Here is a 15746-nt window from a genome sequence, read left to right on the forward strand (position 1 = left end):
TCAACCTACACCACAAGGAATTGAGTAACTGGAATAGTCGGGTTGCGCAGCCGACTCCGGGCAATGCATACACATCATCAGCGCATCAGCCAGGTTAGGAGATGGAATACCGAGCTTCTGCTTCATTTCGACCTTAGTCATTAGCTCCAGCTTCCCGTTGTTATTGAATTTGCGCTGAATCTGCGTCAGTTCTGCAAACAGCTTCTCCAGCATCTTCTCGCCTATCGCTTCTTTGTCGAAGCTCAGCATGTCGTCGGGGTCTGCATACTCACCGTGGACAACCGCCCGATATGTCAGATACAGCCTGTCAGCCAGCGCGTAATAGAATTGCGCTCGCTTATTGCGGAATACATCACCAATAGTGCGAACGTTGTCGCCCTGTACGACTTCATCAGCCCATGCTCCGGCCTGATACGGCGCATCTTCATCGAATGGCGATTCACTGCCCTTGAACATCGTGGCGGTGATTTTCTTGCCGGAGAACGCTTCCGTTGTCTGTCTGCGTAGGCCCGCACCGACGCCATCACCATCCCACAGGTAATGGTCAGCGCCGTCTTCAATCGCCAGCGAAGTAGCCCAGTCAGCACCCTCGTTGATGTCCATCAGCAGACCTTCGGCAATGCGCTTAACTACCGAACCGTGACGCGATGCGTAACCTTTAGCATCTGGCCCTGTATCTGACGGGTCATGCGCAGAGACAACAGCGCCTTTCGCTTTCCATCCGAGTTTCTTGTGCGCATCGGTTGCGGCTTCAAGCCATTCACGTTTGATGATTGCCATATCACTTGCGCTTACTGGCTCACCAAGCCAGATGTGACGATACAGTGTCGGATTTCTGCGTTTACACTCTTCCATCTCCAGACGGAGAACTTCAGGAAAATGCGGGTTGTCGGTGTAGTTCACCGTCAGCAGGCAAATATCATCGGGAGGATTTACAACGAATCGCTGATAGGTATCGTCGAGTATGTTCTTCGGGTTAAAGCTCACCCATATTTCGGAAAACGGCTTGCGGATGGTTGGTATCAGGATATCCCATGATTCCTTCGTTACCGCTTCCGCTTCTTCCACCCAGCAGATATCAATGCCTTCGAGCGATTTAATCTTCGTCGGGTTGTTTTTGATGCCGTAGAACATGAACTCAGCATTCGTTCCGAGATGACGAATCATGGAACGCTGAATTTCAAACTCAGCCGAATACCCTTCACGCTCGATGGTATCTTCAAGCAACCGGATTACCGAATCGCTGATACTGTTTTGCAGTTCACGAGCGCAGAGAATACGCACTGGCTGCCGACGCGCCGCTTCAACAAGCAGCCTCGCAATTGCCCATGATTTACCGCTACCTCGACCGCCTTTGGCGACTTTGTAGCGATGCGCCTCAATGAACGGTTCAAAGATAGGATTAATCGAGGTCATTTTCCGAACAGAGTGCTCATCGGTGATGTTTCAATCTGAATTGCGCCGCCGTCTTTGCCGACAAGCTCATTAGTTACCTTGTCTCCATACTTACGGGGATTCATTCTGGCCAGCGCCCATTTGCGGGTATCAACGCGAAGTCTTGCCTTTGCCACCTCGGCGGCATCAGGGATTACGTCGTCAGCAATTTCGAATATCTCTTCGAAAATAGAGTCGGCCCGAGTCTCTGTTGCCTTCGCGTACTGGTCACGAAACTCCTGATGTTCAGCCAGCCAGCGAAAAACTGATGTTTTGCTCGGCATTCCTGGGCGTTCGCAAACTTTGCGCAGACTCTCACCGGAGGAAAGCAATGCGCAAATGTCATTAGCCACCTCCGGCATATAATCAGAGGGGCGACCACCTTTCTTTTTCTCAGTCGCCATATTGATTATTTCCCTTCTGCTTGCTTATCCCATTCATCGCGGAATTTGGATGGGTTGTCGAAACCTTGAGTTGCCATGTTTACGTTCCGGTAGTGAACAGGTCTAACGCTTCCTTCGATTTACGCACCGCTTCGATAGTGCGGGTCGTGATATCCGAATTAGCGCCGCCTGATTGGAAGTGAATTTTGAATAGCTCAAGCTTCAGTTCGTCAGTGCCAATGAACTGAAATGCTTCTTCTGCGGCTGCGTTCTGGTTCATGACCAGTTTGTAAATCTCTAACTGGAATTTCTGTTCTTCAGTCATGGGAATAATCTCTGCCATTGTTGGCTCCGTTTATCCGTTAAAAGGGATATCAGTTAAGTTATCCCGTGTAGGGTATAAGCCATTATCAAAGCCACTCTGTAGGGAATGGCTTTTGTAATGGCAATAAAAAGCCCCGCGAATGCGAGGCTAAATCCTGGTATTTGTAATGACTGGCTCTTATCTCAACGCAGCCCCTTACCGCGCGCAAGATGCTCAATATCAAGCATCAGCAATGAGATGTTTAATCTGGATTCACTCCAGAAGTGATCACCATCCTGTCTACAGAGCCAGATGTGAAGGATGATGAGTAAAATTATCGCTATCATCGAAGGCATTGCGTCCTGATGTATTCCTGAAGCGTTCTCAGTGCTGTTTGGTCGCGGATAATTCCGCCCCGGATACCGAGAACGTTTCGTCCAGCAACTGGAGAGAGTTCGACGGTGGCATCATTGCCCATGCCGGAGGCGCTGGAGGTTTCGGCTGAGGATGGCACAGGGCATTTTCCTTTGACGAACACCCGACCACCATTATCAAGCTTGCGCCGAAGAGCATCATTTTCAGCTTTCGCATCAGCTAACTCCTTCGTGTATTTAGCATCGAGTGCATCAGCAGAACGCTGGCGCTGCTGCATGTCAGTAATGGTGGCGGTCGCCTGCTTCAGCTCACTGACTTTTTTATCTCGCTGTTCTTTGTAGGCGATGGCGTTATCACGGTAATGATTGACCGCCCACGACAGGCAGACGATGATGCAGATAACCAGAGCGGAGATAATCGCGGTTACTCTGCTCATACCTCAATCTCTCTGACCGTTCCACCTGCTTCTTTGAATTTTGCAATCAGGCTGTCTGCCTTATGCTCGAACTGACCATAACCAGCACCCGGCAGTGAAGCCCAGATATTGCTGCAACGGTCGATAGCCTGACGGATATCACCGCGATCAATCATCGGCAAAGCGCCACGCTCCTTAATCTGCTGCAGCGCAACAGCGTCCTGGCTTTTGGGAGAGAAGTCTTTCAGGCCAAGCTGCTTACGGTAGGCATCCCACCAACGGGAAAGAAGCTGGTAACGTCCGGCTGCTGTTGATTTGAGTTTGGGGTTTAGCGTGACAAGTTTGCGAGGGTGATCGGAGTAATCAGTGAATAGCTCTCCCCCTACAATGACGTCATAACCATGATTTCTGGTTTTCTGCCGTCCGTTATCAGTTCCCTCTGACCACGCCAGCATATCGAGGAACGCCTTACGTTGATTATTGATTTCCACCATCTTCTACTCCGGCTTTTTTAGCAGCGAAGCGTTTGATAAGCGAACCAATCGAGTCAGTACCGATGTAGCCGATGAACACGCTCGTTATATAAGCGAGATTGCTACTTAGTCCGGCGAAGTCGAGAAGGTCACGAATGAACCAGGCGATAATGGCGCACATCGTTGCGTCGATTACTGTTTTTGTAAACGCACCGCCATTATATCTGCCGCGAAGGTACGCCATTGCAAACGCAAGGATTGCCCCGATGCCTTGTTCCTTTGCCGCGAGAATGGCGGCTAACAGGTCATGTTTTTCTGGCATCTTCATGTCTTACCCCCAATAAGGGGATTTGCTCTATTTAATTAGGAATAAGATCGATTACTGATAGAACAAATCCAGGCTACTGTGTTTAGTAATCAGATTTGTTCGTGACCGATATGCACGGGCAAAACGGCATGAGGTTGCGCTAACAACCTCATGCCACCCGCTTTCACGAAGGTCATGTGTAGAAGGCCGCAGCATAACTATCACTGATGAATTCAGGATAGCCAGTGGCTACGGCTCAGTTATGGTGCTGGTTAACGGACTTGAACCGCTACCCATTCGCTTACAAGGCGACTGCTCTACCATTGGAGCTAAACCAGCATGTTTGGCGGGACAGCGTGGACTCGAACCACGATAAGAAGATTAACAGCCTTCCGTAATGACCTTTATACGACTGACCCAAATAAAAAAAGCCACCGTTGCAACTTAAGAGTCACTAACGGCAGCTTACCTTCTAATTATGGCTAAATGGATAATTGCATGTCAAGGCTTTTAACAGCAACATGCTTAACTTTCTCAACACGTTTACGCATTTTGAAAGCATTTTGCATTGGCTGGTACAAAACAAATAACGACGCTTTCAGGATGTCGTCAATTTCGTTTCTACAGGTTGCCAGTGAAGGTTTTCTCCATCCCTCGCCACCACGTCCACACATCTTGCGTGGCTTTGCAGTCGCGTGATAGTAGGATGCAATTGCTCGCTTAGATGAACCATGAGCGTAGTAGCTAAGGAGGATGCCAAAGGCTTTCTTGTCAATGCACATGACGGAATCGACGACCTGAGAAATCAACATTCCATCATCATCATTGCACATTGGCCTTGTCATAACTCTTCCCGGCTCTACGCTCTCCATGAACTTCGCTATTACGCTGCTCATGCGCTTTTCCAGACGACCTGAATAAACCCATGCGCCCCACAGTTCAAGCCAGCCATTCAGCCACTCGTGCTGCTCTTTGGTGAGGTTTAGTTCTCTTATGCCCATCGTCTTCCCCTCTTGCCCTGTTTGACCATCAGGACGCCGTTAACTATTACGTGACGCTCGCCTTTACTGTCTCGGTTGTACTTGAGCACTGTTCCTCTTGCGCAGGAAAGCATCCTTGCCACTTCGGTCTGATTGCCTCGTGTCTGGATAAGAAGCTCTGGTATCGTTTGAATTGTGGCGTTCATACGTTCTCCAGCTCGGTGATTTTTATTCCAAGCCTTCCGCCTGGTACTTTCACGCCACGAATTACGCGAATGTCATCGAATTGCTCGTCGTCTTCCGCAAATCCGGCGTGGATAAGGGAGTCGAGTAAACCTTTCAGGATGTTGTCGAGGTCGCGGCGGCGGGAGTCTGGAACGTCTGCGATGACTTTGATGCGGAGTCGTGATTTGGTGAAAATGTCTAACTTAAGTTGGCGGATGATTTGCTGAACGTCTTTTCGGTATTTCTGGCCTTTATCGCTGATGTAGTATTGGCTTCCCCGTCTTCGCCAGTAGGTGTTCACCGACGGCGGGTATGGAAGCACAAACTGATATTCGTTCATGGCTTAATCTTCCCCTCCTTCAGCAGTATCGCCTGCGTCCTGATCACGCCTTCCAGGTGGTAAAGTCTGGCGTCTTTGTTGTCGAGATTATGGGTGCGTCGGTCGATTTCATCGTGACACGCGCTACAAGCCCATGCACCGATCAGGTCGTCAGGTTTCATTCCCGTTCCGCAAATTCCAGCCATCCGGTAATGTGCCAGAACTGTAGTTTCAGGATTGCCATTGCATACGCCGTAAATACGTACCTGGCATTCTCTGCCGCGTGCTTCTTTGCGTAGGTTAGCCATTATGGTTCACTCCAGTAATTCTCAATTGCAGCAGCCATTCTCTGCATCCACTCAGCCAGCTTTAACGCGGCTTCTCTTTCAGAACCACATTTAGGGAAATCCTTCATTTCCATGCTGGCCTTATATGTTCTGAATGCCAGGTCTCCGGTAATAATCAACTCCTGATCAAGCACCGAGCGTTTATTCCGGTGTTGAACGTAATAGACAGATTCAGTCCGCATTTCTTCTCTGTCTTTTTTGAAGGAAATAAGCTCAGAGAAATCACTCATCGTCTTCTTCCTCGTACATTGAGCTATTCGGATCGCTCATCAGTTCTGCGCAGCAATCGGAGCACACGTGAACTTCCAGCACATGCAGCTTTTGACCGCAATTAGCGCACGTTAAAGCTCGCTCGACGCTTTTTTTCTGGTATTGAAGGGATTGGGATGGGCTAAGCATGGCTTTCACCATTAAAAAGTCGCTTGTAAGCATCAATGTATCGTTTTGCTTCACCGAGCTTTCGTCTTAATTCCATGTTTTCTGATTCAAGCTTTTCCATGTCTTGCTGGTATCGATCGCGGTGTTCTTTCCATGCTTTTCGATACGCCTTCATGTATGTCGTTTTGGCCTTTCTCTTTGCCTGACGAACAGCGTGATGGTTTTCTACAAACCACTCAGGGTCGTTAAATGCTGCTCTGGCGCATGTAGACAAATAATTTGCTGCCTCCCTGTTTAGCCAACAAATACTGATACATGGCAACTTGATAAGCACCATTTTTCGTTGAGACTCTTTCTCGCCAAACATGTGCCATTTTTTGATGCTAAGGCCAAATCCTGGTTGAATTAAAAGCATTGTCATTTCCTCGCACGATGTCTTAGCCACCGGATATCCCACAGGTGAGCCGTGTAGTTGAAGGTTTTTACGTCAGATTCTTTTGGGATTGGCTTGCGTTTATTTCTGGAGCGTTTCGTTGGAAGGTATTTGCAGTTTTCACAGATTATGTCGGTGATACTTCGTCGCTGTCGTCTCATTCGTACCTCCTGTCGGTAAATCTGACGCCCTGACCAATAGCCCATGCTGTCGTGTACTCAATCAGACTTGCCATACGCTTCACACTCATCTGCGCGCTACTTTCGCGAATGTTGACGTATTCGCCTTCAAGGCCGGGCAAAACATCAGCTTCCTGCTTTGTTGCCACTGCATGACCGCTAATCAACAAAACCTTCCATTGTTCTGGTTTTAACCACTTATCGCACCATTGAACCTGACGTGCGATATCCGCCAGCATCGCGTGAAATTTTGCGTTCTGGTCAAGGTTGCGCTTGTAGTCAGTAATGCGGATGGTGACTGGCTTGTCTTTATCGAGTGGTGTTGCGAGGATGGCGTTGATTGCGGCTTGCTGTTGTTGCTTAGTTCGGAGGAATATTGTTTGCTTCATCGAAATTCTTCTCTTTAATTCCAGCGGCTCTGATAGCTTTCATTACTGCAATTACCGTTTTGTCACGCCCATCCTCATAACCCATCGCATAAGCACCTTCTTCACCATCTTTCCAAAAGTCGTCATTCGATTCTGGCCAGTCGATATCCAGTTCAATAGCTGCTCGCGATGCCTGCCATAAAGTCCACCACTCATTTAAGGAGTGACGAATATCCATGCTTGAAAATGCGAAGTACCTATCACCATTTCTTGCCTCGGTTATCATCTCGAATGGTAATCTCAATTTTTTGGCAACGTATTCCTCAAACTGCTTTCTTGATTCGTCCATCGGTACTTACCCTCAGTTCAACTCACAAAACGCCACGCCACTTTTGCTACGACAACAGGCATAACACCGATAATCACCCACAGGAAAATGCTACCGAAAAGCACACCAACCAGGTCTTTACCTTCGCCTACCAGCCGGACAAAACTGCTGGCAACCACAATGAACGTCGCCACCATCCACATAGCACCGAGAATCCTCAATGCAGAAAAAATCAACTCAACCACGATTTACTCTCCCCAAAATAAAAAGGCCTGCGATTACCAGCAGGCCTGTTACAAGCTCAGTGATGTAGATGGTCATACGTCAGCCCCTTGTGCATATCGTCTGCCACGCGAAGCAGGTGCATTTGATGCTGTGCAAATCTGTCTGGCTTCATCCTGGTCACATGCAACAAAGTGTCCGTTGCAGAACCGCTGGTAAACCGTACCAAGCGAGCCAAAACGGTTTTTCGTCACAATGATTTCAGCAAATGGCGCGGCGCTACTGTTCTCGTCATATACCGCTTCCCGATAGAGCATGATGATTGAGTCTGCGTCCTGCTCAATGCTTCCTGAATCACGCAAATCTGCGTTTGTCGGGCGTTTGTTTGGTCGCTTCTCAACATCGCGCGAAAGCTGACTTAGGGAGATAACAGGCGTTTTCAAGTCTTTCGCCATCGCCTTCAGGCTTCCTGAGATGTGAGCAATTGCGAGGTCGTTGCGGTCTGCTTTCGGCTTCTCAATCAGGCCAAGATAATCCGCCATGATGAGTGAGAGGTTTGGATTTTCCTGTTTGTGCCGTTCTGCGATTGAGCGTATTTCTTCGACCGATAACCGCGAGGCATCGACTACCCATACATCCAAATCTGCAAGCTGACTCATGCCGTTAGCAACACGTGCCCAGCCCTCGTCATCCATTGATGCAGGATTTCGCAGTACGCTAACCGACATCCTCCCGGCGTTGGCAATGCTTCGCTCTGCAATCTGCAATGCGCTCATTTCCATTGAGAAAATCAATACTCCGCGCCGGACGTCAGAACCAGGAATAACGCGGCTTGCAACGCCTTCGGCAATCTTCAGCGCCAGTTCGGTTTTCCCCATACCAGGACGAGCAGCGATTATCACCAGGTCTTCCGCGTTCATCCCTCCGGTGATGGCATCAAGTTCTTCGATTCCGGTCTTCAGGGTATCTGACTCTTCTCCGTTCCTCAGACGCCTGTCAAGCGTGTCAGTGTAGTCAGTAATGATTTCCCCTAACCGTACAGGTTTAACCTCGTCACGGGGCTTTCTGATGGCTGAAAGACGCTTTACAAGTTCATCCATCGCCTGACTCGATGCGTCGATGGTTCCGCTCTGAATTGGTTCACGCATTTCATCCATGATTTCCAGCACCAGACGGCGGTGATAGTTATCCGCGACCATTCCGGCATATCCCTTCAGGTTTGCGGCACTCGGGCAGTTTTTGCTGGTCATCAGGATTGACGTGAAATGCTCCTCTCCGCACGCCTCGGCAACCATCAGCGCATCGATTAGGTTTCTGTTTCTCGCCTGCTTGCGGATAACCTCGAAGGCTTTCCGGTAGAGCGGAATTGAAAACGCTTCCGGCTCCAGCGTTGCCAGAACGTCGCTGGCGGTTGGTGTTAATCCACCAATCAGCAGGCCACCGATAACGCTCGCTTCGATATCCTGTCTCATGTAATCCCCCTGTCTGCAAACTTCCCTTCCCGAACTCCCGTTAACGAGTCTTCCCTCAGCAGGTAATCAAAATCAGCCGTCCAGCCCGTGTCGTTGTCTCCGAAGTAAAACGGCTTGGCCTGATGCACAAACGCCCTGACATACGCTCTGAAACCGTCCACGTTTGGCGTTTTCAGTTGCGGGATGATTTTCTTCAGGCGGCGTTTGCGTTTCTCGTTGACCGCAACAGCGTGTGGCAGTCTGTCACCGACTTCGGTGTTGTAGGCGTTCAGGAAGGATTCGTAGTCGATTCGTTCTGCCTTGCGACGTTCAGGTTTAACCTGCCCATCGCCACCCCCGTTAGGGGGTAAGGGGGTATTTGTATTTATTGTCTTTTGTATATTGTCTTTTGTGTTTAGCTGACTTGGCTTATACCCATTAGCCGACTTGGCTAATGTTTTATTAGCTGTTTTAGCTAATGTTAAGCTGTCCTGGCTAATCCACTGAGAAACCACCTTGTTCACTCCGATTTTCACGCCATCAGCAATGAGGAATTTACGCTCGATAAGCTGGCGCTTGGCAGCGCAAACATGAGTGTGATGAATACCTGTCATGGCTGCTATCTGCGTGTTTGTGAGTCGATCCATCGGCTTATTGAATCCGTATGTCTTGCGCATGATAGCGAGCATCACCTTCAACTGCCGGACGGTTAAATCAGCCATCAGCAGACTGTCGGTAATCTCGTTAGCAACGCGCATGAAACCATCTTCGGTATCTGCCACGCGATGCTCCACGACCTCAAGTTGAGGCCTGTAATCAGCTAACTTAACGACGCCCATGTTTCACTCCTGCTTTGGCTAGTCTGTAAACACCAACAAGGCGCTCTGCGAACGCCCTGTTATTTGCTGCGGCTACCACTAATCCCTCAGGTGAATCAGGGTGTCGAATCTCTTCTTTTTCCTGGTATTTCTTACGACGTTTTGTCATAATTACTCCTGTGGATTGATCCAGTAATTCCCTCAGAATTGCATATCAATTTGCTTAAAATCCTCGGTGGCGGCCGGGGATTTTTTCTTTGTGATTTCATCAAGCGCATACTTAAAAGCCCTGCTAATCGGACTGATGTCTGATGCCATTCCGAAAGCACACAACACCGAAGCAATAAATCTCCAGTCCGTTCTGCTTATCTTCGATTCATGACAGCCAATCATCTTTGCCAGACCGCGCTGGGTAAGCGTTGACAGGTTGATGAGTAAATCAGTTTCAGCGCGATCAACGTCACGCTGTGATAGTTTGCTGTAACTTGTTCTTTCCATTTCTTAAGATTTCCAATAGTGAATAGTTAGTTGAAAGGTATGCGTGGAAACGCATATGGCCTTAGTTGGTCAGATATATTGGGACTCGCTTTTCAGCGACGTAGGACGAATGTCCGTTGTTACAAAGAGCGGATCCGCTTATTAAGCAGCTTTGTGTTCCGGCGGGAACACGTCATCAAGACTGACTTTTGCGCCTAACTTGTTTAGGCACTCAACAAGAGCACGGCATGTTTTAAGGTCTGGGAAGCGACGACCAGATTCCCAATGTCCGATAGCTCCCTGTGTGCATCCAACTGCCTTAGCAAGTGTTGTTTGAGAGATATTCAGTGACTCTCGATATTTTCGTAGGTTGCTCATATGCCCTCCATAGTAATCACAATGCAATAATACGATATGTACTTTTAGAATGCAAACAAAAAAATACATCTTGTGCATGGATGATTTTAGTACAGAGCGTAATAATAAGGGTATGAAAATGAAATGGTATGAACTGGCTAGATCCAGAATGAAAGAGCTCGGCATAACTCAAGAGAAGTTAGCTGAAGAGCTTGGTATGACGCAGGGTGGAATTGGTCACTGGTTGCGCGGATCTCGTCATCCATCTCTTGACGAGATTGGTGTGGTGTTTAAATACCTTGGTATTGATAACGTCTCATTCAACCACGACGGTACATTTTCACCTGTTGGCGAATACTCATCTGCCCCCGTTAAAAAACAATATGAGTACCCTGTTTTTTCTCATGTTCAGGCCGGGATGTTCTCGCCTGAGCTTAGAACCTTTACCAAAGGTGATGCGGAGAGATGGGTCAGCACAACCAAAAAAGCCAGTGATTGTGCGTTTTGGCTTGAAGTTGAAGGTAATTCCATGACCGCGCCAACAGGATCCAAGCCAAGCTTTCCTGACGGGATGTTAATTCTCGTTGACCCTGAGCAGGCTGTTGAGCCAGGTGATTTCTGCATAGCCAGACTTGGTGGTGACGAGTTTACCTTCAAGAAACTGATCAGGGATAGCGGTCAGGTGTTCCTACAACCACTAAACCCGCAATATCCAATGATTCCATGCAATGATAGCTGTTCCGTAGTAGGGAAAGTTATCGCCAGCCAGTGGCCTGAAGAGACATTTAGTTAACAGCCTCACCACTCTAAAACACACAACAATAACCCGACCTTAGCGTCGGGTTTTCTTTTTCCAAAATATAAATCAATAAAATACAAAGTGTTATAAAAAACTAAACCATATTTAGAACATTTTGTATTGACTCAGTAAAGTACACATCGTACTATTTAGCCATCAGCAGGAAGCTGGAAGCCAAACGGAACAGACTGGCAGGCTCTTTAAACAACGTCGAACACTCGACTACGTGGCTGAAAAGCCAGATCACCCAACCACATAAGCTGTGGGATGCAATGCCGAAGCAACTCTCTCAGGAGTAGCTTCGGGATTGCATCGCCAGAGTTTATTCGGGAGGAATCCATGTCCAGAAAAACAGAATTTAAAGGAACCGCAGCTTCTCGCCGTAGAGATCGTCGCGCAAATCTGCAAAGTCAGGAGGCGATCAGCTCCGACAAGCTACACAGGCCAACCCCTTCACGAGTGGTCTTGCAATGCAAGCGCAAACCAGCAATGAGAGCAGAAGTGATAACTCTGACAACGTTGACCAGAAAATATGAAGGTTCAACTTGTCTTCCGAACGTAGCTATTTACGCGGCAGGCTACCGGAAATCAAAACAACTGACGGCGAGGTAATTATGGGTCAGGAAGAAAAATATGAGCTTAAAAAGCTCATTGAAGAAGACGCCATAGAAGAAATTGCAGCATTAACAACAGCTATAAAGAATATTAGGTATGCGCTAAATACGCTTATCTCCTCATGCGACAAAAATAGCAGGGAATTTTTGATACTTGGCGCAGCTCTAGGAATAGTTGATGCGGCAACGCTTCACCTAATTACTCATGACGATATTCTTATTGAGCCGTATGAAACATTACTGCTTGTCAGGCAAAAAATGGCTGATGCCGCAGCAAATGGAGACCTTCAACTTTACATCGACTTAAGGAAAGTATTAAGGCGAATGGTCAGAACTGAAGGAGATATCCCCCTGACAAAGTAAGGGGGTGAAGAGGCTATTTCAGGAATAAAATTAATAATTTGTCAGCGGCGGTACATATACAGGCTTAGGGTCTGGCGCTCTATACATCCGGTATTCATTCTTACAGCGAGGACATGAATGCACAAAGAACCCATTAGATTTTATAGTAACCGTGCTTGGTTGAAGTATCGATATTTTATGTTCGCCGAAGCAATGTGCACAAAGGTTATGCTGCTGAATAGAAGGATCGGAATGACTCTTAGGTCTATACACGGCAGAACCACCTTCAGTTGTATGAAGTTCATAATTCTCAGCTTGCACAACAAACATCTTGATTTTTCTATTTTCATCTCGAAGCTTCATTGCGATCTCCTTCTCGGCCTGATAAAGGCCAGAGAGCTCCGCATTAAGCATCTGTAAATCAGTTATTCTTTGGTGTAGATCTCCAATAGCTTTAGCGATAACCGCATCGTCTCTGGTTTCTTTTATTGTCTTCAGCAGATCATAAGCCTGTTTCGCGGCAGTTATACCAGATAACACATCCATATAAATTACTCTCTTACTGTAGGGGTGAGAGGATTTTACTATTTTTCTCGCTGTAGGGGTACACGAGAACCACCGAGCCTGATGTGGTTAAAAGACAGGCACAATCTTTACTACCGCAATCCACTATTTAAGGTGATATATGGAAGAAGAATTTGAAGAGTTCGAAGAGCATCCTCAGGATGTGATGGAACAATACCAGGACTATCCGTATGACTACGACTATTGATACAAATCAATGGTGTGGACAATTCAAACGATGCAATGGATGCAAGCTGCAATCGGAATGCATGGTTAAGCCTGAAGAAATGTTTCCTGTAATGGAAGATGGGAAATATGTCGATAAATGGGCAATACGAACGACGGCAATGATTGCCAGAGAACTTGGTAAACAGAACAACAAAGCTGCCTGATAGTGGCCTTTATTTTTGGCATAAATAACAGAATAAACACTGCACTGTGTATTCATTCCAACGAGTGAATACACGGAGCAATGTCGCTCGTAACTAAACAGGAGCCGACTTGTTCTGATTATTGGAAATCTTCTTTGCCATCCAATGTGAGGGCGATTTTTTATCTATGAGGATATGAATAGATGTCAAACATCAAAAAATACATCATTGATTACGACTGGAAAGCATCAATAGAAATTGAAATCGACCATGACGTAATGACAGAGGAAAAACTTCACCAGATTAATAATTTCTGGTCAGACTCTGAATACCGACTCAATAAACACGGCTCTGTATTAAATGCTGTATTAATCATGCTGGCGCAACATGCTCTGCTTGTAGCAATTTCAAGCGACTTAAATGCATATGGTGTTGTGTGTGAGTTCGACTGGAATGATGGAAATGGTCAGGAAGGATGGCCTCCAATGGATGGTAGCGAAGGAATAAGAATTACCGATATCGATACATCAGGAATATTTGATTCAGATGATATGACTATCAAGGCCGCCTGAGTGCGGCTTTACCGCATACCAATAACGCTTCACTCGAGGCGTTTTCGTTATGCAATCAAATATAAGGAGTTACCCATGATGCACTTTCAGCTCGCGGGTAGCGGCGTCATGTCCGCTTTCTACCCGCACGAATCTGAATTATCACGCCGAGTTAAACAATTAATCAGAGCAGCAAAGAAACAACTGGAGGCGTTATGCGCAATGAAATAGCCATCAATCACCAGATGCTTCGTGCTGCACAGAACAAAGCAGTAATAGCCCGATTTATTGGTGATTCAAAAATGTGGCTTGAAGCAAATAAAGCGATGAAATCAGCTATCAACCTTCCGTGGTATCGCAGGAAATGAGTTTTACAGATAACTGGTCAGACGAAGAATTCATTCGTCAGATGAAAGAATTAATCGGTAACGAAGGAGATATTCATGTCACTTGCAACCACAGTGAAGGAGAGCAAGTTACAGAGACGCATGTACACGCAGAAAGCTCTCTGGTATCGCCATAATGGTGACCGCGAAGGAATGCGGGTATGCCTTAATTTGTCCCGAGTCGAAGTATTAAATCAGCGTTATTTCCTTGGGCCGTGTCCATTCTGAGAACAATCATATGAGCAAAGAATTTTACGCAAGACTGGCAGCTATTCAGGAGAATCTGAACGCGCCAAAGAATCAGTACAACTCATTCGGCAAATATAAATACAGAAGCTGCGAAGATATTCTTGAAGGCGTTAAGCCGTTACTGAATGGTCTGTTTTTATCAATCAGCGATGAAGTTGTGTTGATTGGTGATCGGTATTACGTGAAAGCCACGGCAACTATTACCGATGGCGAAAACAGTCATACGTCAACCGCTCTTGCACGAGAGGAAGAAAGCAAGAAAGGAATGGATTCTGCACAAGTTACGGGAGCTACAAGCTCTTATGCACGCAAGTATTGCCTCAATGGTTTGTTCGGCATTGATGATGCGAAAGATGCAGATACAGACGAGCATAAACATCAGCAGAACGCAGTAGCAAAGCAATCAAAACCATCACCTACACCTGAACAGGTTCTAAAAGCATTCACTGACGCAGCAATGCAGAAAAACACCGTAGAAGAGCTTAAACAGGCGTTCGCCAAAGCGTGGAAGATGCTCGAAGGCACACCTGAGCAGCACAAAGCGCAGGACGTTTACAACATCAGACGAGACGAATTAGAAGGAGCTGCTGCTTAATGGCACATTCGATTACTGTAAGACTAAACAAGCCCGCAAGAGAGTTTCAGGCCGGGGAAAATATCGGATTCAACATCCGTGCTGGCGTTCAGTATTACGATCGCCAGACAAAAAAGAAAGAATGGACAAACTACAGCGCCGTTGTATTTGCCAAGCCGGGAGCGCAAGCGGATTACTACCGTAGCGTTCTGGTTGAAGGTGGCATTGTAGAAATTACCGGAGAAAACATCAGGGTTGATGTTTATCAGGGGCAAAATGGTCAATCAATCACTCTTGAATTACTGAATTCAAAGATTGGATTTGCAACTTCAGGAAACAGCCAACAGCAACAAAGCAGTAACCAGCAGAACACTCCTGTATACGACGATTCCATCCCATTCTGATTTAGAAAAATAAGGATTCCATTATGCCAGCGCCTCTGTATGGTGCGGATGACGCGCGCCGCTGTTCCGGCAATTCCGTATCGGAGGTGCTGGATAAATTCAGAAAAAACTACGACCTGATAATGTCGCTACCGCAGGAAACGAAAGAGGAAAAGGAATTTCGCCACTGTATATGGCTTGCAGAGAAAGAAGAACGCGAGCGAATTTACCAGACATCAATCCGACCATTCCGCAAAGCCACATATACCCACTTCCCTGAAATTGACCAGCGCCTGCGTAATTACCGCTCACGCTATGGCGCTATCAGTAATGACTGAGG

The 15746-nt window shown here is 47.1% G+C and carries 34 protein-coding genes and 2 tRNA genes; 10 read left to right on the top strand and 26 right to left on the bottom strand.

The features are described 5' to 3' along the window. From A1WG_RS14915 to A1WG_RS23035, 25 genes are all read right to left on the bottom strand, one after another. Positions 1 to 1416 carry a PBSX family phage terminase large subunit gene (locus A1WG_RS14915; protein WP_000200766.1) on the bottom strand — a complete coding sequence of 472 codons (1416 nt, stop codon included), beginning with the start codon at positions 1414 to 1416 and terminating at the stop codon, positions 1 to 3. After that, the gene (locus A1WG_RS14910; RefSeq protein ID WP_000179910.1) at positions 1413 to 1838 is read right to left on the bottom strand and encodes a terminase small subunit-like protein; all 426 of its coding nucleotides are present in this window, start codon (positions 1836 to 1838) and stop codon (positions 1413 to 1415) included. The genes A1WG_RS14915 and A1WG_RS14910 overlap by 4 nt, the downstream gene beginning before the upstream one ends. Positions 1839 to 1917: 79 nt before the next feature. Further along, complete coding sequence (locus A1WG_RS14905; protein ID WP_016242494.1) at positions 1918 to 2160, bottom strand: DUF2560 family protein; 243 nt, start codon at positions 2158 to 2160, stop codon at positions 1918 to 1920. Positions 2161 to 2324: 164 nt separating this feature from the next. Beyond that, positions 2325 to 2477: a hypothetical protein gene (locus A1WG_RS14900; RefSeq protein ID WP_001139675.1), complete on the bottom strand. Its 153-nt coding sequence runs from the start codon at positions 2475 to 2477 to the stop codon at positions 2325 to 2327. After that, positions 2465 to 2932, bottom strand: coding sequence for a lysis protein (locus A1WG_RS14895; RefSeq protein WP_016242495.1), 468 nt, complete (start codon positions 2930 to 2932; stop codon positions 2465 to 2467). The genes A1WG_RS14900 and A1WG_RS14895 overlap by 13 nt, the downstream gene beginning before the upstream one ends. After that, positions 2929 to 3405: a glycoside hydrolase family 24 protein gene (locus tag A1WG_RS14890; RefSeq protein ID WP_000229392.1), complete on the bottom strand. Its 477-nt coding sequence runs from the start codon at positions 3403 to 3405 to the stop codon at positions 2929 to 2931. The genes A1WG_RS14895 and A1WG_RS14890 overlap by 4 nt, the downstream gene beginning before the upstream one ends. After that, positions 3389 to 3712 carry a phage holin, lambda family gene (locus tag A1WG_RS14885; protein ID WP_000783734.1) on the bottom strand — a complete coding sequence of 108 codons (324 nt, stop codon included), beginning with the start codon at positions 3710 to 3712 and terminating at the stop codon, positions 3389 to 3391. Before A1WG_RS14885 ends, A1WG_RS14890 begins: the two co-directional genes overlap by 17 nt. Positions 3713 to 3954: 242 nt before the next feature. Then, a tRNA-Thr gene (locus A1WG_RS14880) sits at positions 3955 to 4030 on the bottom strand. Positions 4031 to 4035: 5 nt separating this feature from the next. Next, positions 4036 to 4110 (bottom strand) — tRNA-Asn (locus A1WG_RS14875). Between the two features lie 63 nt (positions 4111 to 4173). Continuing rightward, entirely contained in the window at positions 4174 to 4692 is a 519-nt protein-coding gene (locus A1WG_RS14870) for an antiterminator Q family protein (RefSeq protein WP_000512805.1), read from the bottom strand. After that, positions 4683 to 4877, bottom strand: a complete 195-nt coding sequence (locus tag A1WG_RS14865) for a NinH protein (protein WP_016063210.1) — start codon at positions 4875 to 4877, stop codon at positions 4683 to 4685. The genes A1WG_RS14870 and A1WG_RS14865 overlap by 10 nt, the downstream gene beginning before the upstream one ends. Then, the gene (locus tag A1WG_RS14860) at positions 4874 to 5236 is read right to left on the bottom strand and encodes a RusA family crossover junction endodeoxyribonuclease (protein WP_001008200.1); all 363 of its coding nucleotides are present in this window, start codon (positions 5234 to 5236) and stop codon (positions 4874 to 4876) included. Before A1WG_RS14860 ends, A1WG_RS14865 begins: the two co-directional genes overlap by 4 nt. After that, positions 5233 to 5523 (bottom strand): DUF1364 domain-containing protein, encoded by a 291-nt coding sequence (locus A1WG_RS14855; RefSeq protein ID WP_000002243.1) that lies wholly within the window; start codon positions 5521 to 5523, stop codon positions 5233 to 5235. Before A1WG_RS14855 ends, A1WG_RS14860 begins: the two co-directional genes overlap by 4 nt. Continuing rightward, on the bottom strand, positions 5523 to 5792 hold the full coding sequence (locus A1WG_RS14850) for a hypothetical protein (protein WP_016242496.1): 270 nt from the start codon (positions 5790 to 5792) through the stop codon (positions 5523 to 5525). Before A1WG_RS14850 ends, A1WG_RS14855 begins: the two co-directional genes overlap by 1 nt. Then, positions 5785 to 5994: a protein NinF gene (locus tag A1WG_RS0121605; RefSeq protein WP_077688242.1), complete on the bottom strand. Its 210-nt coding sequence runs from the start codon at positions 5992 to 5994 to the stop codon at positions 5785 to 5787. The genes A1WG_RS14850 and A1WG_RS0121605 overlap by 8 nt, the downstream gene beginning before the upstream one ends. Further along, a complete protein-coding gene (locus tag A1WG_RS14845) occupies positions 5954 to 6355 on the bottom strand; it encodes a hypothetical protein (RefSeq protein ID WP_016242497.1) in 402 nt (133 codons plus the stop codon). The genes A1WG_RS0121605 and A1WG_RS14845 overlap by 41 nt, the downstream gene beginning before the upstream one ends. Positions 6356 to 6357: 2 nt before the next feature. Next, the gene (locus A1WG_RS0121610) at positions 6358 to 6534 is read right to left on the bottom strand and encodes a NinE family protein (RefSeq protein ID WP_001254255.1); all 177 of its coding nucleotides are present in this window, start codon (positions 6532 to 6534) and stop codon (positions 6358 to 6360) included. Then, positions 6531 to 6941, bottom strand: a complete 411-nt coding sequence (locus A1WG_RS14840) for a recombination protein NinB (protein ID WP_000814611.1) — start codon at positions 6939 to 6941, stop codon at positions 6531 to 6533. The genes A1WG_RS0121610 and A1WG_RS14840 overlap by 4 nt, the downstream gene beginning before the upstream one ends. Continuing rightward, a complete protein-coding gene (locus A1WG_RS14835) occupies positions 6913 to 7158 on the bottom strand; it encodes a phiTE_015 family protein (RefSeq protein ID WP_001341809.1) in 246 nt (81 codons plus the stop codon). Before A1WG_RS14835 ends, A1WG_RS14840 begins: the two co-directional genes overlap by 29 nt. Positions 7159 to 7286: 128 nt before the next feature. Next, the gene (locus tag A1WG_RS24830; RefSeq protein WP_000229808.1) at positions 7287 to 7493 is read right to left on the bottom strand and encodes a hypothetical protein; all 207 of its coding nucleotides are present in this window, start codon (positions 7491 to 7493) and stop codon (positions 7287 to 7289) included. Between the two features lie 72 nt (positions 7494 to 7565). Beyond that, positions 7566 to 8942, bottom strand: coding sequence for a replicative DNA helicase (locus tag A1WG_RS14825; protein ID WP_016242498.1), 1377 nt, complete (start codon positions 8940 to 8942; stop codon positions 7566 to 7568). Continuing rightward, positions 8939 to 9760: a replication protein gene (locus A1WG_RS14820; RefSeq protein ID WP_016242499.1), complete on the bottom strand. Its 822-nt coding sequence runs from the start codon at positions 9758 to 9760 to the stop codon at positions 8939 to 8941. Before A1WG_RS14820 ends, A1WG_RS14825 begins: the two co-directional genes overlap by 4 nt. After that, entirely contained in the window at positions 9747 to 9908 is a 162-nt protein-coding gene (locus tag A1WG_RS24835; protein ID WP_000166961.1) for a hypothetical protein, read from the bottom strand. The genes A1WG_RS14820 and A1WG_RS24835 overlap by 14 nt, the downstream gene beginning before the upstream one ends. A 32-nt stretch (positions 9909 to 9940) precedes the next feature. Then, positions 9941 to 10237: a CII family transcriptional regulator gene (locus tag A1WG_RS14815; protein WP_000442612.1), complete on the bottom strand. Its 297-nt coding sequence runs from the start codon at positions 10235 to 10237 to the stop codon at positions 9941 to 9943. 141 nt (positions 10238 to 10378) lie between these two features. Next, positions 10379 to 10594, bottom strand: coding sequence for a helix-turn-helix transcriptional regulator (locus tag A1WG_RS23035; protein ID WP_000067728.1), 216 nt, complete (start codon positions 10592 to 10594; stop codon positions 10379 to 10381). Between the two features lie 76 nt (positions 10595 to 10670). Here A1WG_RS23035 and A1WG_RS14810 point away from each other — a divergent pair, with 76 nt between their 5' ends. From A1WG_RS14810 to A1WG_RS14805, 3 genes are all read left to right on the top strand, one after another. Next, positions 10671 to 11366, top strand: coding sequence for a LexA family protein (locus A1WG_RS14810; RefSeq protein WP_016242500.1), 696 nt, complete (start codon positions 10671 to 10673; stop codon positions 11364 to 11366). A gap of 345 nt (positions 11367 to 11711) precedes the next feature. Next, positions 11712 to 11984 carry a transcriptional antitermination N peptide gene (locus A1WG_RS23045; RefSeq protein WP_016242501.1) on the top strand — a complete coding sequence of 91 codons (273 nt, stop codon included), beginning with the start codon at positions 11712 to 11714 and terminating at the stop codon, positions 11982 to 11984. A 2-nt stretch (positions 11985 to 11986) separates the two neighbouring features. Then, positions 11987 to 12349, top strand: a complete 363-nt coding sequence (locus A1WG_RS14805) for a hypothetical protein (protein ID WP_016242502.1) — start codon at positions 11987 to 11989, stop codon at positions 12347 to 12349. 30 nt (positions 12350 to 12379) lie between these two features. On the opposite strand, the gene A1WG_RS14800 is transcribed toward A1WG_RS14805, so the two are convergent. Further along, positions 12380 to 12874 (bottom strand): hypothetical protein, encoded by a 495-nt coding sequence (locus tag A1WG_RS14800; RefSeq protein WP_016242503.1) that lies wholly within the window; start codon positions 12872 to 12874, stop codon positions 12380 to 12382. Positions 12875 to 13083: 209 nt separating this feature from the next. Here A1WG_RS14800 and A1WG_RS14795 point away from each other — a divergent pair, with 209 nt between their 5' ends. From A1WG_RS14795 to A1WG_RS14765, 7 genes are all read left to right on the top strand, one after another. Continuing rightward, positions 13084 to 13284, top strand: coding sequence for an antirestriction Ral family protein (locus A1WG_RS14795; protein ID WP_000213979.1), 201 nt, complete (start codon positions 13084 to 13086; stop codon positions 13282 to 13284). A 182-nt stretch (positions 13285 to 13466) separates the two neighbouring features. Beyond that, positions 13467 to 13835 carry a DUF2528 family protein gene (locus A1WG_RS14790; RefSeq protein ID WP_016242504.1) on the top strand — a complete coding sequence of 123 codons (369 nt, stop codon included), beginning with the start codon at positions 13467 to 13469 and terminating at the stop codon, positions 13833 to 13835. A gap of 75 nt (positions 13836 to 13910) precedes the next feature. Further along, entirely contained in the window at positions 13911 to 14045 is a 135-nt protein-coding gene (locus A1WG_RS24495) for a hypothetical protein (RefSeq protein WP_000972063.1), read from the top strand. Further along, positions 14030 to 14182, top strand: coding sequence for a host cell division inhibitory peptide Kil (gene kil / locus A1WG_RS14780; RefSeq protein WP_001243355.1), 153 nt, complete (start codon positions 14030 to 14032; stop codon positions 14180 to 14182). The genes A1WG_RS24495 and kil overlap by 16 nt, the downstream gene beginning before the upstream one ends. A gap of 256 nt (positions 14183 to 14438) precedes the next feature. Beyond that, positions 14439 to 15044 carry an ERF family protein gene (locus A1WG_RS14775; RefSeq protein ID WP_016242505.1) on the top strand — a complete coding sequence of 202 codons (606 nt, stop codon included), beginning with the start codon at positions 14439 to 14441 and terminating at the stop codon, positions 15042 to 15044. Continuing rightward, a complete protein-coding gene (locus A1WG_RS14770) occupies positions 15044 to 15427 on the top strand; it encodes a hypothetical protein (RefSeq protein ID WP_016242506.1) in 384 nt (127 codons plus the stop codon). Before A1WG_RS14775 ends, A1WG_RS14770 begins: the two co-directional genes overlap by 1 nt. Positions 15428 to 15450: 23 nt before the next feature. After that, positions 15451 to 15744, top strand: a complete 294-nt coding sequence (locus tag A1WG_RS14765) for a phage anti-RecBCD protein (protein ID WP_016242507.1) — start codon at positions 15451 to 15453, stop codon at positions 15742 to 15744. Positions 15745 to 15746: the final 2 nt, after the last annotated feature.

Origin of the sequence: Escherichia sp. KTE96 (assembly GCF_000408525.1) — a bacterium.
Classification (GTDB): Bacteria; Pseudomonadota; Gammaproteobacteria; order Enterobacterales; family Enterobacteriaceae; genus Escherichia; species Escherichia marmotae.